18 protein-coding genes and 1 tRNA gene are annotated in these 15,775 nt (G+C 60.7%); 16 read left to right on the top strand and 3 right to left on the bottom strand.

All coding sequences use genetic code 11. From position 1 onward, the window contains the following. Window positions 1-94 precede the first annotated feature (94 nt). The 6 genes from glmM to folP all read left to right on the top strand — a co-directional run bounded on the left by glmM (window position 95) and on the right by folP (window position 5,529). On the top strand, window positions 95-1,432 hold the full coding sequence (glmM, locus tag DFR46_RS05435) for a phosphoglucosamine mutase (protein WP_116235524.1): 1,338 nt from the start codon (window positions 95-97) through the stop codon (window positions 1,430-1,432). Continuing rightward, a complete protein-coding gene (locus DFR46_RS05430) occupies window positions 1,432-1,665 on the top strand; it encodes a DUF1272 domain-containing protein (protein WP_116235523.1) in 234 nt (77 codons plus the stop codon). The genes glmM and DFR46_RS05430 overlap by 1 nt, the downstream gene beginning before the upstream one ends. Next, entirely contained in the window at window positions 1,662-2,462 is an 801-nt protein-coding gene (gene thiD, locus DFR46_RS05425; protein WP_116235522.1) for a bifunctional hydroxymethylpyrimidine kinase/phosphomethylpyrimidine kinase, read from the top strand. Before DFR46_RS05430 ends, thiD begins: the two co-directional genes overlap by 4 nt. Next, on the top strand, window positions 2,453-3,025 hold the full coding sequence (locus DFR46_RS05420) for a ribonuclease HII (RefSeq protein ID WP_116235521.1): 573 nt from the start codon (window positions 2,453-2,455) through the stop codon (window positions 3,023-3,025). Before thiD ends, DFR46_RS05420 begins: the two co-directional genes overlap by 10 nt. A gap of 186 nt (window positions 3,026-3,211) precedes the next feature. Then, entirely contained in the window at window positions 3,212-4,351 is a 1,140-nt protein-coding gene (locus tag DFR46_RS05415) for a site-specific DNA-methyltransferase (RefSeq protein WP_116235520.1), read from the top strand. Between the two features lie 62 nt (window positions 4,352-4,413). Next, window positions 4,414-5,529, top strand: a complete 1,116-nt coding sequence (gene folP, locus DFR46_RS05410) for a dihydropteroate synthase (protein ID WP_116235519.1) — start codon at window positions 4,414-4,416, stop codon at window positions 5,527-5,529. Here the strand turns inward: folP and DFR46_RS05405 are convergent. Then, the gene (locus DFR46_RS05405; RefSeq protein WP_116235518.1) at window positions 5,526-6,965 is read right to left on the bottom strand and encodes a sigma-54-dependent transcriptional regulator; all 1,440 of its coding nucleotides are present in this window, start codon (window positions 6,963-6,965) and stop codon (window positions 5,526-5,528) included. The two genes, folP and DFR46_RS05405, sit on opposite strands and share 4 nt — an antisense overlap. A 188-nt stretch (window positions 6,966-7,153) precedes the next feature. Between DFR46_RS05405 and DFR46_RS05400 the strand changes: the two genes are divergently transcribed. The 7 genes from DFR46_RS05400 to DFR46_RS05365 all read left to right on the top strand — a co-directional run bounded on the left by DFR46_RS05400 (window position 7,154) and on the right by DFR46_RS05365 (window position 12,385). Then, on the top strand, window positions 7,154-7,291 hold the full coding sequence (locus DFR46_RS05400; protein ID WP_116235517.1) for an aa3-type cytochrome c oxidase subunit IV: 138 nt from the start codon (window positions 7,154-7,156) through the stop codon (window positions 7,289-7,291). A 16-nt stretch (window positions 7,292-7,307) separates the two neighbouring features. Next, a complete protein-coding gene (locus DFR46_RS05395) occupies window positions 7,308-8,438 on the top strand; it encodes an NAD(P) transhydrogenase subunit alpha (RefSeq protein ID WP_116235516.1) in 1,131 nt (376 codons plus the stop codon). A 9-nt stretch (window positions 8,439-8,447) separates the two neighbouring features. Next, window positions 8,448-8,741 carry an NAD(P) transhydrogenase subunit alpha part 2 gene (locus DFR46_RS05390; RefSeq protein ID WP_116235515.1) on the top strand — a complete coding sequence of 98 codons (294 nt, stop codon included), beginning with the start codon at window positions 8,448-8,450 and terminating at the stop codon, window positions 8,739-8,741. A gap of 86 nt (window positions 8,742-8,827) precedes the next feature. Then, window positions 8,828-10,243 (top strand): NAD(P)(+) transhydrogenase (Re/Si-specific) subunit beta, encoded by a 1,416-nt coding sequence (locus tag DFR46_RS05385; protein ID WP_116237169.1) that lies wholly within the window; start codon window positions 8,828-8,830, stop codon window positions 10,241-10,243. 90 nt (window positions 10,244-10,333) lie between these two features. Then, window positions 10,334-11,029 carry an aspartate/glutamate racemase family protein gene (locus tag DFR46_RS05380; RefSeq protein WP_116235514.1) on the top strand — a complete coding sequence of 232 codons (696 nt, stop codon included), beginning with the start codon at window positions 10,334-10,336 and terminating at the stop codon, window positions 11,027-11,029. A 224-nt stretch (window positions 11,030-11,253) separates the two neighbouring features. After that, window positions 11,254-12,201: a winged helix DNA-binding protein gene (locus tag DFR46_RS05370; RefSeq protein ID WP_147297624.1), complete on the top strand. Its 948-nt coding sequence runs from the start codon at window positions 11,254-11,256 to the stop codon at window positions 12,199-12,201. A gap of 108 nt (window positions 12,202-12,309) precedes the next feature. Next, window positions 12,310-12,385 (top strand) — tRNA-Val (locus DFR46_RS05365). 222 nt (window positions 12,386-12,607) lie between these two features. Here DFR46_RS05365 and DFR46_RS05360 read toward each other — a convergent pair. Further along, window positions 12,608-13,171: a helix-turn-helix domain-containing protein gene (locus DFR46_RS05360; protein ID WP_116235511.1), complete on the bottom strand. Its 564-nt coding sequence runs from the start codon at window positions 13,169-13,171 to the stop codon at window positions 12,608-12,610. Window positions 13,172-13,401: 230 nt separating this feature from the next. Here DFR46_RS05360 and DFR46_RS05355 point away from each other — a divergent pair, with 230 nt between their 5' ends. The 3 genes from DFR46_RS05355 (at window position 13,402) to DFR46_RS05345 (ending at window position 15,142) form a co-directional block, all read left to right on the top strand. After that, complete coding sequence (locus DFR46_RS05355) at window positions 13,402-13,950, top strand: DUF6456 domain-containing protein (RefSeq protein ID WP_116235510.1); 549 nt, start codon at window positions 13,402-13,404, stop codon at window positions 13,948-13,950. A 66-nt stretch (window positions 13,951-14,016) separates the two neighbouring features. Further along, window positions 14,017-14,388: a hypothetical protein gene (locus DFR46_RS05350; protein WP_116235509.1), complete on the top strand. Its 372-nt coding sequence runs from the start codon at window positions 14,017-14,019 to the stop codon at window positions 14,386-14,388. A 106-nt stretch (window positions 14,389-14,494) separates the two neighbouring features. Further along, complete coding sequence (locus DFR46_RS05345; RefSeq protein WP_116235508.1) at window positions 14,495-15,142, top strand: glutathione S-transferase family protein; 648 nt, start codon at window positions 14,495-14,497, stop codon at window positions 15,140-15,142. Here the strand turns inward: DFR46_RS05345 and DFR46_RS05340 are convergent. Beyond that, a complete protein-coding gene (locus tag DFR46_RS05340; RefSeq protein WP_116235507.1) occupies window positions 15,139-15,720 on the bottom strand; it encodes a YqaA family protein in 582 nt (193 codons plus the stop codon). The genes DFR46_RS05345 and DFR46_RS05340 overlap by 4 nt on opposite strands. Window positions 15,721-15,775: the final 55 nt, after the last annotated feature.

Raw genomic sequence — 15,775 nt, 5'->3', positions numbered from 1 at the left:
GCCAATTTTTCTCCCGCTTGCTATCGTCCTTCACACGATCATGGGCGGCGGCTAGGAGAGGCACAAGCGGAATCAAATTTAGAAGTGGGTATTCATGACGCGCAGCTATTTCGGGACGGACGGCATCAGGGGGCGGACCAACCAGTCGCCAATGACGGCGGATATCGCGATGAGAGTGGGGCAGGCGGCGGGGGCTCATTTCCTGCGCGGCGATCATCGGCACCGGGTTGTGATCGGCAAGGACACCCGCCTTTCGGGCTATATGATGGAGTCGGCTCTCGTTGCCGGCTTCACCAGCGTCGGCATGGATGTGATCATGGTCGGACCCATGCCGACACCCGGCGTTGCAATGCTCGCGCAATCGATGCGTGCCGATCTCGGCGTAATGATTTCGGCAAGCCACAATCCATATGTCGACAACGGTATAAAATTGTTCGGGCCGGACGGTTACAAGCTGTCGGATGCGGACGAAGCAGCGATCGAAAAATTGTTGCAAGATCCGCCTGCGCTCGTTTCATCCGAGCATATTGGCCGTGCCCGCCGTGTGGACGATGCCCAGGGCCGGTATATCAATGATGCTAAATCGACATTTCCGCCCTCGCTTCGGCTCGATGAACTCAAGGTTGTTATCGATTGTGCGAATGGCGCAGCGTATCAGGTCGCGCCATCTGCCCTGTGGGAACTCGGCGCGGAGGTCATCACCCTAGGCGTCTCACCCAATGGCACGAATATCAATGACAATTGCGGATCCACCTATCCTCAGGCGCTCTGCGAGCGGGTGGTGGAGGAAGGCGCTGATATTGGTCTTGCGCTCGATGGCGATGCGGACCGGTTGATCGTTGTCGATGAGAAAGGTCAGGTTGTTGACGGCGATCAGCTGATGGCGCTCATCGCGAGTGACTGGAAGCATAGAGGCAAGCTTGAAGGCGATGCAATTGTCGCAACCGTCATGTCCAATCTCGGTCTGGAGAAATTTCTCGAAAGCGAAGGCATCGCGCTTGAACGGTCGAAAGTGGGAGACCGCTATGTGCTGGAGCTGATGCGCGCCAAGGGCTGCAATGTCGGCGGCGAGCAATCGGGCCATCTCATCCTTACGGACTATGCAACGACCGGCGACGGTTTGGTCGCGGGGTTGCAGATTCTGGCGGCACTGGTGACCAGCAAGAAGCCGGCAAGCGAGTTGCTTCATCTGTTCGAACCATATCCGCAACTCCTGAAGAATGTGCGCTACGACGGAAGCGATCCGTTGGCGGCAGACTCGGTGCAGGCCGCAATCGTCGAAGGAGAGGCGAAGCTTGGCGCGGGTGGCCGCCTACTCATCCGCAAATCCGGTACCGAACCTCTCATCCGCGTCATGGCCGAAGGCGAGGATGAGAGACTGATCGAAACCGTGGTCGACGATATCTGCAATGCGGTAGCGGAGGCCGCCTGATGCTGGAAATGCGGCCCGATTGCGAACGGTGCGGCACAAACCTTCCGGCCGACAGGCCGGGCGCGCATATCTGCACGTTCGAATGCACGTTCTGCGAAGCATGCGCGACTGGACCGCTCGCCGGAAGCTGCCCGAATTGCAGCGGCGAGCTGCGGCAGCGGCCTGTCCGCGCGACCGCATTGCTCGCCCGCTTTCCGGCTTCGACGGAACGGAAATACAAGGCGAACGCATGACCATGCCGGCCCGTATTCTCGCCATTGCGGGGTCGGACAGTGGCGGCGGCGCGGGAATTCAGGCCGATATCAAGACGATTACGTTGCTGGGCGGCCACGCCATGACGGCGGTTACAGTCATCACTGCGCAAAACACCCTGGGTGTCCAGGCGTCCCAGTGCGTGAGCGTCGATACGGTAATTGCCCAGATCGATTCGGTGGAATCCGACATAGGCATCGACGCGATCAAGATCGGCATGCTCGGCGCGAGTGATCTGGTCGAAGCGCTGGTGCAGCGTCTGGCGGCAGTCGACGTGCCCATCATATTCGATCCGGTCATGGTGGCGACAAGCGGATCGACCCTGGCAGACGAAAAGACGATCGCCGGATTTCATGCACTTATGCGCGTCGCGACAGTCACAACTCCCAATCTTCCTGAACTGGCCCGTTTGACGTCATCGCGGCTTGCATCGACATATGAAATGGAACGAGAGGCGCGTCGGCTTGCGCGCGATGCCGATTGCATGGTGCTGGCCAAGGGCGGACATCTCGAAGGCGACCTGGTCACGGATATTCTTGTCCAGCCCGACGGCAAGGTCGACCGCTGGAAAAGCAGCCGCATCGATACGGCGCATAGTCACGGCACGGGCTGCACATTGTCGAGCGGGTTGGCAACAGGGATGGGTCAGGGGCTGCGTCCCGCGGAAGCAACGAGCCGCGCGCGGGGTTTCGTGCGCGCTGCGCTCAGGGCCGCGCCCGGCCTCGGTCAGGGGAACGGGCCGCTCGGGTTTGCGGACATTGGAGAATTTTGGCCGTGAACCAGATTGTGGCGGGTGTCGACGAAGCCGGTAGGGGCCCTTTGGCCGGACCGGTTGTCGCTGCAGCGGTTATCCTGTGCGAAGGTGGGATTGCGGGCGTCGATGACAGCAAAAAGTTGAGCGCGGAGCGGCGCGCTGAACTGGAAACGAAGATTCGGGCAGGCTGCGTGGTGGGCGTCGGCATGGCGGAATCCGAGGAAATCGACCGGATCAACATCTTGCAGGCGACGCTGGTGGCAATGCGCCGAGCGGTTGAGGCACTTGGGAGCGAGCCGGGTCATATCCTCGTCGATGGGAACAAGCTGCCTGAATGGCGCTATTCTGCCGAGGCGGTGATCGGCGGGGATGCTATCCATCCCTGTATCTCGGCCGCGTCGATAGTCGCCAAGGAAACGCGCGACCGGATGATGCGTGCTGCCGCTCTCGAACACCCGCATTACGGTTGGGAGAGCAACAAGGGCTATCCAACCCGCGCCCATATTGAAGCCTTGCGCGAACATGGACCGTGCGCGCTGCATCGGCGGAGCTTTGCACCGGTCGCCCAGTCATTGCTCGACTTTTGAGTCTTTCCCGCCACACCCCAGCATCTTGAGTCCCGCGCGGGCCAGGATAGACCATATCTGGTGGGGGACTCTTTTCGTTCCCGCTTCGTTAACCATATCCTCATTCTGTTCCCCGACTATGTTCGGCTTGACCCGGGAGTCCGGCTGACTCAGGCTCCCGTCTCTAGTTGCGGAGGGGCATGACGAATGACGGTTGCAGAGAAACTCGATACGGAAAAATCGGCGAAATCGAAGCGGTCAAAACCGCCGGTTGCGTTGGAGACCGATCGTATTCTCGAAGACGATTGCGTCACCGCGATGGCATCCTTGCCCGACGCGTGTATCGACATGATTTTTGCCGACCCGCCCTACAATCTTCAGCTGGGCGGCGATCTGTTTCGCCCCGAAGGCAGCATGGTCGACGCCGTCGATGACGATTGGGACAAGTTCGATACCTTTGCCGCCTATGACAAATTCACCCGCGCCTGGTTGAAAGAGGCGCGCCGTATTCTCAAGCCCAATGGCACGCTCTGGGTAATCGGCAGCTATCACAATATATTCCGGGTCGGGGCTGCCTTGCAGGATGAGGGCTATTGGATCCTCAACGATATCGTCTGGCGCAAGGCCAATCCGATGCCCAACTTCCGGGGGACGCGCTTCACCAACGCCCATGAAACGATGATCTGGGCGTCGAAGAGCGAGAAAGCGAAATACACGTTCAACTATAAGACGATGAAGTCTCTCAACGACGAACTGCAGATGCGGTCCGATTGGCTGATTCCGATCTGCGCGGGCCAGGAGCGGTTGAAGGAAGACGGCAAGAAGGCGCATCCGACGCAAAAGCCCGAAGCCTTGCTGTACCGCGTGATGCTGGCTAGCACCAAGCCGGGCGATGTTGTTCTTGACCCGTTTTTCGGTACCGGCACGACGGGGGCCGTGGCCCGGCGACTGGGCCGCCACTGGATCGGTGTCGAGCGAGAAAAGCGCTATTGCCGCGTTGCGCGCGAGCGGATTGAGGCAGCCTTGCCGCTCGACGAATCTTCGCTCACCATCATGAAATCCAATGCGGCACAGCCCAAGGTGCCGTTCGGTGCGCTTATCGAAACCGATATGCTCAAGCCCGGCGCGATCCTGATGGATTCGAAGCGTCGCTGGAAAGCGGAAGTTCGTATCGACGGATCGCTCACGACCAAGAACGGCAAGGAAGGCTCGATCCACAAGCTTGGCGCTCTGCTCCAGGGTGCGCCCTCCTGCAATGGCTGGACCTTTTGGCATTTCGAAACTGCCGACGGGCTGAAATCTATCGATGATTTGCGTGCCGAATATCGGCTGGCCCATTTCCCATAAGGCATTGCAGCAAGGGGAGCCGTCCCCGTGGCTTTCCACCCGGTCTGCGGTAAAGGAACGGCATGACTGATATTCCGCCAGGCGCCAGCCTCTATTTTCGCCCCACCGCATTTGTCGACGCCCCCTTTGGCCTTGATGGCAAGGTCATGCGCCTCGCCGGAGGGCTTCTCTGGTTCAGCGCTTTCGAGGTCATCGTTGTTGACGGCGGCGAACGCAGGGCGATGCGCCTTGTAACGGTTGAGGCTCTCGACGGCTTCCTCCACTCACTGTCCGATGAACAGGCGGCGGCGGCGCGCGGAACGATCGCGCGGATCTCCGAAGCACGGGACCCCCTTCAACTGGGTGAGCGGGTCTTGCGGTTCGATGAGCCGCGCATTGCCGGCATTCTCAACATAACGCCGGACAGTTTTTCGGATGGCGGGAAGCATTGCGACGACCCGCAGGCGGCGGCGGATGCCGGATTTGCGATGAGCGCAAATGGGGCGGCGCTTATCGATATCGGCGGAGAATCGACCAGGCCCGGCGCGGCGGATGTTTGGGAAGGCGATGAGATCGAACGCGTGGTTCCCGTGATAGAGCGGCTGGCGGCGTCGGGCATCGCGATTTCCGTCGATACCCGCAAGGCGGCGGTGATGGACGCGACGCTGGTGGCAGGAGCCAGCATCGTCAACGATGTCAGCGCATTGCGATTTGATGATCGCGCGCTGGAGCTGATGGCCAGGGCCGAGTGCCCGGTCATCATCATGCACCATGCCGGCAAGGCGCATGAGCTTCATGCCGACCCCAATTATCGCGATCCTCTTGTCGAGGTTTATGACTGGCTGGACAGGCGGATCGAAGAATTGGTTGCAGGCGGCGTGACGCGCGGCCGGATCATCGTCGATCCCGGGATCGGCTTCGGCAAGGCGCTGCAACACAACTTGGCCCTGATAAACGGCCTTAGCCTGTTCCACGGGCTTGGCTGCCCGATCATGCTGGGGGCCAGTCGCAAGCGGCTGATCGGCGCGCTTTCCAATGAAGCGCCAGCGGAAGACAGGCTTGGCGGTTCGCTATCCCTTGTTACGCTTGCCGCAGCCCAGGGTATCCAGCTGATCCGCGTCCATGACGTGTCGGAGAGCGTCCAGGCGCTGCATGTCTGGCGTGGTTTGAGGGATGCAGCGCTCATGCCCGCGCACTAGGCTGCGTTGTCGATCCCGAGTTCGGCGAGCTTCCGGTAGAGCGTTGAACGGCCAATGCCGAGGCGGCGGGCGACTTCGGTCATGCGTCCGCGATAATGGCCAATGGCGAGACGAATGACGTCCGCCTCGATATCCGAGAGTGGCCTGAGATTTCCGTCAGGTTCGTAAAGTGCCACCCCCGGACCATCGGCAAAAGCATGAACAGTGGACGGATGTTCCGCGCCACGGGCTTCGGACAGGCGCACGAGGTCGGCGATTTCCGGAAAATCGACCGATGTCAGGGCCGCTCCTTGGCAATCGATGGCGGCGCGAAACAGGGTGTCCTGCAACTGGCGTACATTGCCGGGCCAATCATAGCGCATGAGCACGGTGAGCGCGTCATCGGTGATGCCGAGTGCATGCATGCCCGGCTGGCTTGATATCCGGGTCAACAGGTGCCGCGCCAGCGGCGGGATATCGCCCGCTCGTTTGCGCAGAGGCGGAATCGTCAGGCCGACGATGTTGAGCTTATAGTAGAGGTCTTCGCGGAAATTCCCTGCCGTAACCTGTTCGAGGAGATCACTGTTCGCGCCGGTAATCAGGCGGACATCGACCTCGAAACCGCGGGATGCTCCGATCGGCCGGACGAGCCCGCTTTCTATCGTGCCGGCAAGTTTGGCCTGGACGTCCGCTGGAATTGCGGCGATCTCGTCAATGAACAAGGTCGCTCCGTCGGCTTCGGCGAGCTTGCCGCGATGCTTTTCGAAAGCGCCGGCGAAGGATCCTTTTTCATGTCCGAACAGTTCGGACTCTATCAGGTTCGACGGCGTAGCCGCACAATTCAGGGTGTAGAGTGGCCGTTTTGCCCGCGGACTGGCCGCGTGAATGGCTCGCGCGAAAACCTCTTTGCCCACGCCGCGCTCGCCGTCGATCAGTACCGGAACGCGGGAACGGGCGGCCTTCGCCGCGATTGCCAGCGCCGCCCTGAATTCGGGCGCTGATCCGACGACTTCGTCGAAGGGCAGGGTCTGCGACACCTTTTCGCTGAGCGGCCTCAGTTCGCCGCGGTGCGGATGGACTTGCGTCGCCGCATCCAGGGCGGCGACAAGGCGTTCAGGTGCGATTGGTTTCGCCAGGAAATCGGTGGCGCCCGCGCGCATAGCCTCGACCGCGATCGATACTTTCGATTGTGCGGTGATTACCAGGATCGGCAATTCGGGTCGCAGCTGCGTGAGCTTTTGCAGGAGCTCGGCGGTACCGGAATTGGGCGCCCAAAGATCGATTAGTACGGCATCGACAGCCTCCCCATCCTGTGATCCGAGCAGGAGCAGCGCGTCATTGCCGGACTCTGCGCGGAGGCTCTTCCAGCCGGCACGCGTGGCGATAGCGGCGATGAGCCTGCCCTGGGCTGGCTCATCGTCGATAAGCAGCAATGTTTTCGCCTCGTCTGGCAACATTCACGACCTCACATCGGGTTGGGCGGGAACGCCATAGACCAAGGGGAGTAAAAGCCACCTTAAGGACCGCGCGCAGCTCAGCTTGGGCGGTGAGGAGAAAAATCATGGGTGAAATCGCTTGAGGCAGGCAGCAGCGGTGGTTAGACACGAGCCTAACTCGGTTTACGGTAAATGCAGGGATAGCACTGATGACGAATGAAAACGGCCATCCGGATATGGATTACAAAGCCCATGGGAACACCTATTCGGGCTTTCTGAATCTTCTGAAATGGGGAACGGTCCTTACGATTATCGCTGCAGTAGCGGCGATTATTGCGATTACGTGACCGGGAGCCAAACCTTTTGAAAATAGCTGTCCTTAAAGAGAGCGACCCGCTCGAAACCCGTGTGTCTGCGACTCCCGAAACGGTGAAAAAGTTCATCTCTCGGGGTGCCGATATGGCGGTCGAGGCGGGTGCAGGCGAAACTGCCGGAATTACAGATTCCGAATATGCGGAAGCAGGGGCAACGGTCGCCGACCGGGCGGCTGTGATCGGCAATGCCGATGCGGTCTTCTGTGTGCGCGGACCCGAAGCCGGTGATCTTGCGTCGGCAAATTCCGGTGTCTGGCTGGTGGGAGCGCTTGATCCTTTTGGCGGGCGCGAACGGGTCGATGCCTATGCAAAGGCAGGAATCGATGCGCTGGCTATGGAATTCATGCCCCGGATAACCCGGGCGCAGTCGATGGATATTCTGTCCAGCCAGTCTAACCTGGCAGGCTATAAAGCCGTGCTCGACGCCGCTGCTGAATATGGCCGCGCCTTTCCGATGATGATGACGGCCGCAGGCACGGTTTCGGCTGCCCGCTGTTTTGTGATGGGGGTCGGCGTTGCCGGCCTGCAGGCTATTGCGACGGCCCGGCGATTGGGTGCGCAGGTATCGGCAACTGATGTCAGGGCCGCCACCAAGGAGCAAATCCAAAGCCTTGGTGCCAAGCCGATCTTTGTTGAAGAAGTCAAAGGGATCGAAGGCGAGGGCACGGGTGGCTATGCGACAGAAATGTCCGAAGAATACCAGAAAGCCCAGGCCGAGCTGGTTTCGTCCCATATCGCCAAACAGGATATCGTGATCACGACTGCGCTTATCCCGGGGCGCCCCGCACCAAGGCTTATTTCGGATGCGCAGCTTGCGACGATGAGGCCCGGCAGTGTGGTCGTCGATCTTGCGGTTGAGCAAGGCGGTAATGTCGAAGGCGCAGTCGCCGGAGAAATAGTCGAACGGCACGGCGTCAGGATTGTCGGTCATCGCAATGTGGCGGGACGGCTCCCGGCTGATGCTTCAGCTCTTTTTGCCCGGAATTTGTATAATTTTCTCAGCGCCTTTTGGGATGAAGAAACCAAGGTGCCAGTGTTGCCGGATGACGACGAAATCGTTCTGGGCGTCCGCCTGACCAAAGACGGCCAGGTCGTCAACGAACGGCTCACGGCGAATTAGGGGTTATTCATGGACTTCATTTCAATACTCTCGATTTTCGTGATGGCCTGTTTTGTGGGCTATTATGTGGTCTGGTCGGTTACACCGGCCCTGCATACGCCGCTTATGGCGGTCACAAACGCGATTTCCTCGGTCATCATCGTCGGCGCGTTGATCGCAGCGGCTGCGGGCGGCGTAGTTGGAGGCGAGACGGCTAAATGGCTTGGCTTGATCGGGATCGTGCTCGCCTCGGTAAATATATTTGGCGGCTTTGCCGTCACAGAGCGCATGCTCGCCATGTACAAGAAGAAGGAGCGCAAATAATGAGCGCTCTTCCCACAAGCGTCAGATTTGCTTTTGCGGCCCTGACTACCCTCATTGCCGCTCCTGCTTTTGCGGCTTCCGGTGAAATGGCTGTAAACCCGCTGGCTGCTTTGGCCTATCTTGCCGCGGGGGTCCTGTTCATCCTTGCCTTGCGCGGGCTTTCCAGCCCCGAAAGCAGCCGGGCTGGTAACCGGTTCGGCATGATCGGCATGGCCATCGCGGTTGTTACGACATTGCTGACTCACGAGATAGCGAGCATTTGGGAAATCCTGATCGCTATCGCGATAGGCGGATCGATCGGATTCGTTATCGCGCGCCGTATCGCGATGACGGATATGCCCCAGCTGGTTGCCGGTTTTCACTCGCTTGTGGGTATGGCGGCCGTGCTCGTTGCCGCAGCCGCCTATGTGAACCCGGGCGCCTTTGGCATCACGGATGCCGCCGGCATTCTCCTGCCCGTAAGCCGGGTTGAAATGGGCCTCGGCGCAGCAATTGGCGCGATAACATTTTCCGGCTCGGTGATCGCCTTTCTGAAGCTCAACGGAAACATGTCGGGCGCACCGATCCTGCTGCCGGCCCGGCATGTGTTGAACCTTGGTACATTGGCCGCGATCCTGGGCCTGATCGGCTATTTCTATTTCGTGCCGTCACCTGTCACGGATACACCATGGCTGTTCTGGACGATTACCGGCCTAGCCTTTGCAATCGGTTTCCTGCTGATTATTCCGATTGGCGGGGCGGACATGCCGGTCGTCGTTTCGATGCTCAATAGCTATTCGGGCTGGGCAGCCGCGGCGATGGGATTCACGCTCGGTAACACCGCGATGATCATCACGGGCGCGCTTGTAGGCTCGTCAGGTGCGATCCTTTCCTACATCATGTGCCGGGCAATGAATCGCAGCTTTATCAGCGTGATTGCTGGCGGCTTTGGTACGGCGAGCGGCAGCGGCGAAAAAGGCGAGAAGATCGACAGGCCATGGAAAGCCGGATCGGCCGAAGATGCCGCGTTTCTGATGAAGCAGGCCGAAACGATTATCATCATTCCGGGCTATGGCATGGCGGTTGCCCAGGCTCAGCATGTGCTTCGGGAGATGGGGGATTTACTGAAGGAAGAGGGCGTCTCCGTCAAATATGCAATCCATCCTGTCGCCGGCCGGATGCCCGGGCATATGAACGTTTTGCTGGCCGAAGCGAATGTGCCCTATGACGAGGTTTTCGAACTTGAGGATATCAACAGCGAATTCTCCCAAGCCGATGTTGCCTTCATCATTGGCGCAAATGACGTTGTGAATCCTGCTGCGAAAACCGATCAGAGTTCGCCGATATACGGCATGCCGGTTTTTGATGTCGACAAAGCGAAGACCGTTTTCTTCATCAAGCGCTCAATGGGCGGCGTGGGTTATGCCGGTGTCGATAACGAGGTCTTCTACAATGACAACACGATGATGCTGTTGTCCGATGCGAAGAAGATGGTCGAGGAAATCAACAAAAACCTTGGCTAATACCAATCCGCGAACAATCCCGATCGGGGAACGTTCTGCGCTGTCCATCGTTGGTTCGCTACAGGCGAATCGGCGAACAGGGGTGTCGTAATGCGTAAACTGGGTTTGATCGGCGGGATGAGCTGGGCCTCTTCCGCCATCTACTACGAGAAAATCAACCGGGGTGTCCGCAAACGGCTGGGCGGCCGGCATAGCGCGCCGCTGCTTATCGAAAGTCTGGACTTTGAACCAATAGCCGAAGCACAGGCGCGCGGCGATTGGGAGAGCCTCGGCGAACAGCTGGCGGCAAGCGCCCGCCGGCTTGAGAAAGCCGGTGCCGAAGGCCTCGTGCTGTGCTCGAATACGATGCACAAGCTGTACGACTATCTCACCGATGCGGTGTCCATCCCGGTCCTGCATATCGGCGATGTCACGGCGCGCGCGATGCAGGCAGAAAATATCCATCGTGCGGCTTTGCTGGGCACACGGTTCACGATGAGCGAGGGATTTCTGCGAGACCGGCTGAAAGGCCATGGTATCGAGATCGCCATTCCCGATCCGGAACGGATGGCCGAGATTGACCGGATCATCTTCGACGAGCTGGTGCTGGGTGAAACGCTTGTCGAGTCAAAGCGGACCATGAAAACGTTCATTACCAACCTGGACAAGGCCAAGAACGAGGCCGTCGTGCTGGGCTGCACAGAGCTGGTCATGCTGGTCAATCCGAACAGCAACGTCCTGCCGATTTTCGACACGACCACCCTGCATGCAGAGGCTGCGACCGACTGGATTCTTGGGGAGAACTGACATCGGTGGCGATATTACCGCCATTTTGACTCCATTCTGGATGTAACCGCTGTTTTGGCTGGAAACAGAGACGAGAATCCGCATTCGGAGCCTGGCTACCTCTTCCCTATCTCGCCTGAAATACGGCATGATGCACGCTTTCGCCCGTTTTGGAGCAAGTCCGGGCTTCTCTGTCCGCAATGGTATCAATATAGGGAACATAGGCGGAACGGGGAGCGGCGACGATGCATTCGGATGGGCAGGACACGGACAGAGACGGGCCGGCATCGATATTGATCGTTGCGGACTCGCCAGGAGGAGAACGGCGCTGCAGGGCTGCCGTCGCGGCGATAGGCGCGCGGATTGTCGGCATGGCGAACCCGGAAGAGGCAGTTGCCCGGATTGGCGAACAGATCGCACCGGACGCCGCCCTGCTGGATCTGGCCGAGGATCATGGTTCCGCGCTGGACGATCTTCTCGGGGAGATTGACCGCGGTGCCCGGGCGGGGCGCTATCGCAGCGTTGTCTGCGTGCCCATGGAACTGCTCGATAGAGTGGATGCGCAGATCGGTCATGGCGATGTCGCGCTGCTCTGCGGTGCGCAGGACGTCGAGTTGGCCGCGGCGCTGGGCCTTGCCGTCGCAAATCGTTCGCTGGCGCTGCAGGATATCAGGGGGGAGCGAGACGAGGCGCGGCTTCTGCGGCTGAGCGAGGAGGTTGGCCGCATCGCCAAGGCGCTGGCCGAACTGTCGCATGATGACCGGAGCCGGCCGAACGGCGATGATTGCCGGCTTGCCGAAGCTCCGCTTGCCTTCCGCGCCGAGCCCGCTCCGGCTGCGGCCGCCCTGTTGCCGGAACATATCCGCCCGATGATCCGCATGCGCCGCCTGCGGGACCGCTTCTTCGATGCCGACCTGTTCGCCGATCCCGCATGGGACATGCTGCTCGATCTGATGGCGGCGCGGCTGGAGGGTAGGCAGGTTGCCGTTTCCAGCCTGTGCATTGCCGCCGCCGTTCCGCCGACCACCGCCCTGAGATGGATCCGCACGATGACGGACCGGGGGCTGTTCGTCCGCCATTCCGACCCGCGCGATGGCCGCCGCGTTTTCATCGACCTGGCCGACGATGCCGCCACCGCACTGGAGCGCTGGTTCGGCGCAACCCTGCAGGACCGCGAGCGGTTTCCCGGATAAGGGGAGGGAGGACCGGTACGGCGAGGTTGCATAGGCAACGGCCTGACAAACAACCCCCTTGCACCCCGCGCGCGGATTTGGCAGGGGGCACTTCGCACGTCATCGTGCGGGCGCTTAGCTCAGTTGGTAGAGCATCTCGTTTACACCGAGAGGGTCGGCGGTTCGAGCCCGTCAGCGCCCACCAGTCTTCGGCAGAATGAAGTCATCCGGCGGATGATTTCGCCGAAGGCTCCCAAGTGACAGCGCCGGGCCGGAGAAAAGAGAATATCCGGGGGGATATTTTCCCGAAAAACTCCCGAAGCGCAGGCGAGGGGTGAGGTAAGACAGCCTCCCGACACCTCCCCAAACGACTGCTCCCCGTATCCTGCGGAAGTTGGCGTTGGTTGACATAGAGCCGGCGATTTCTTCACACCTCCCGCACCATCTTCACCGCCATCCCGATCCATACTGGGTCGCTGACCACCTGCTGGCGTCCGCCTGCGCCGAGCGGCAGGAGCTGGAGGCGGTCGCCTTCGCGGCCGATCAGGCGTCCAAAGAGAAAGCGCCCGGCGGGGCGGGGGATGAGGACGTCTCGGTTGAGGGCGCTCGCATAGGCGTCCGGCGTCAGGCGCTCGCACCAGATTTCGTCGCCCGCGCGATAGTCGCCGATCCCGGCCGTCACCTGGATGGCCACCATGCCGGGCGCAGGGCGCGGGGCGGGCAGGCGGGCTTCATGGGCCGGAGCCTCTGCGCCATTGCCATCGAGGATCGCGGCAACGGGGAGGTCGGCCTGGTCGGGCAGGCGCACCAGATCGCCCGCCTCGACACCCAGCGCCTTTGCGATGCGGTTGAGCCAGGCGACGGATACGGTGCGCATTCCGGTTTCGAGCCGGCCGATCGTCTGGGCCGTGGTCGGCGGATCGCAGCGTTCGGCAACCTCCTGCAAGGTAAGCCCCCTGGCTTTGCGAATGTCTCGGATGGCTGTGATCATGATACTACTCCCGGTCTTTCATCCAGCCTGTTTACTCTGAGCCTGTCGAAAGTGTTGCCCTTGGTTCGGCCCCGAAAAGAAGGGCAGGGTTTCGACAGGCTCAGCCCCAACGGGCCGGGATAGTCCCGACTTCCAAAACTAACCAAATTGGTTTTTCTCTTTCCTACAGAATGTCCCAAATGGCAAGAGTGATTCGTCGATCCACTGCCATTCAGAAGGGAAATTCGTTCATGCCGACAAACCGCCGCCGCCAATCCGCCTCCCATCCCGATCCGCGTCTGCTCGCGGAACGGCCTTTGCCGCAGGATGGCGCGCCCCGCATCGAGCAGACACGGCCCGGCGTGCCGGTGCGCAGGGGGCGGCTGGCGCGCTCGGTGACGGTCAATCTGGCGGAATCGCCTTTGTCCTGGCTGTGCGCGCGAGGCCATGTTTCCGCCCGTCAATATGATGCGGGCGAAGCGCTGCGCCGCGACTATGAGCTCTCGCAGCTGCCGCCCCGTGTGACGATGCAATGGGACGCGCCGCCTGCTTGCGAGACGGCGCGCGGCGCGCCGGAGGGTCTTAGTGCCGGCGAGGCGCAGATCGCGGCGAAACAGCGCTTCACGGCGGCGGTTGCGGCGCTCGGGCCTGGGCTGGAGGATATTGCCTGGCGGGTGCTGTGCGCGGGCGAGGGACTGAAAACCGCCGAGAGCGGGTTGGGCTGGCCGGCGCGCTCCGGCAAGCTGGTGCTCGGCCTTGCGCTGAACCGGCTGGCCGATCATTACCGGCTGCCCGGGTGAGGCACCCTGTTGCCATCTGGCGGTGCGGCGGTTTAGAAACCCGGGAGAGAAAAAGGGGCTCAGAACATGGAAAATCCACAACCGGGGCAACCGCCGCGTCCACAGGTTCAGCCGGTGCAATCCGGCGAAAGCAACGGGATGGCGCTGGCGGCGATGATTATCGGCCTGATTGCCGTGCTGCTCGCGCTGATACCGATCATCGGATTTATCTCCTGGATTCTGGCGCCGCTTGCCATCGTCTTCGGCCTGATCGGCAAGAACAGTCCCACGGGCGGTGGCTTTGCCTGGACGGGCATTATCAGCGGCGGCGTGGCCCTGCTGATCTGCGTTGCCTGGCTTATGCTCTGGTGGGGCGTCGTGAATTTCGGCGAGGAAGTGGCGCGTGACTATGAGTCCCAAGTTCGCGCGGCGCAGAGTGCGAACGAAGCCAGCAAGTAGCGATATTGGCCCGGCCTTGCGCGCCGACCGGTCAATTTGAGTTGCAATAAAAAACTTATGTGCTAGCAACAGGGCTTCCCGGTTTCACCTGCAGGAGCTTGTTGCCATGATCATCTATGGATCTTCCCTTTCCCCGTTCGTTCGCAAGACCGGCGCTTTCGCCGCGGAAATGGGTCTCGACTATGAGCACAAGCCGGTCATGCCGGGGGCTGACGACCCCGAATTCCGGGCCTGTTCGCCCTTTGGAAAGATTCCCGGATTTCGCGATGGCGACTACTGCCTCGGCGATTCCAGCGCCATCATCCATTATCTCGACACCAAACACCCGGGGTCCGGCCTGATTCCGGCCGATCCCGAATCGCGCGGCCGGGCGCTGTGGTTCGAAGAAGTCGCCGATACCGTTCTCGTTCCGCCGATGGGGGCGATCTTCTGGGCGCGTGTGGTTTCCAAGCTCATGGGCACGGAAGGCGACGAGGCCGCCGCCGTTACAGCCGAGACGGAAACCCTGCCGCCGGTGCTTGCCTATCTGGAAAGCCAGCTGGCCGATGGCCGGGAATGGCTGGTTGGCGCCAGCATCACGCTGGCTGACATCGCCATAGCCTCGCCGTTCAAGAATCTGGAATATTCCCGGGCCAATATCGACTGGGCGAACTACCCACGTCTCAAGGCCTTTGTAGATCGCGTGCTGGCGCGTGATAGCTTTGCGCCCCTGTTGGAAGCCGACGCCGCGATGGTGGGGGCCGTAACCGGCTAGAACAGATATCGGACGACCACAAAGCCGCCGATGCCGATTATCCCGACTACGGTTGTAAGCAGGCCGAAATGCCTGTCGATGATGCGCTTCATCGGTTCGCCGAACTTCCAGAGCAGAGCGGCGACGAGGAAGAAACGCGCCGAGCGGGCAATAACGGCCGCGCCGATCAGGATGTAGAGCGGCATCGCGGTTGCGCCGGCGGCAATGGTGATGACCTTGAAGGGTAGCGGGGTGAATCCGGCGAGCAGGACGATGATCCAGCCCTGCTCGTTGAACTGGGCGGCGAAACTCTCGAACCTGTCGCCCAGCCCGTAGAAGTTGAGGATTGCCTGGCCGACCGTCTCGAACAGGAAATAGCCGATCGCATAGCCGAGCATCGCGCCGAGCACCGAGGCGATGGTGCAGATAAAGGCATAGCGGAAGGCGCGCTCCGGCTTTGCCAGGCACATCGGGATCAGCATGATATCGGGCGGGATCGGGAAGAAACTCGATTCCATGAATGAAATCGCACCCAGCCAGCGTTCCGCGTGGCGATGCCCGGCTTTTTCGAGCGTCCATTCATAAAGGCGTTTCAACATGGAAGCGCCTTATAGGGGCCAAAGCCAAAAGGGAATCGCCTTTCTACCTCCATTC

The organism is Parasphingopyxis lamellibrachiae (assembly GCF_003385775.1).
Taxonomy (GTDB): Bacteria; Pseudomonadota; Alphaproteobacteria; order Sphingomonadales; family Sphingomonadaceae; genus Parasphingopyxis; species Parasphingopyxis lamellibrachiae.
This window is presented reverse-complemented; position numbering and strand designations above follow the sequence as displayed.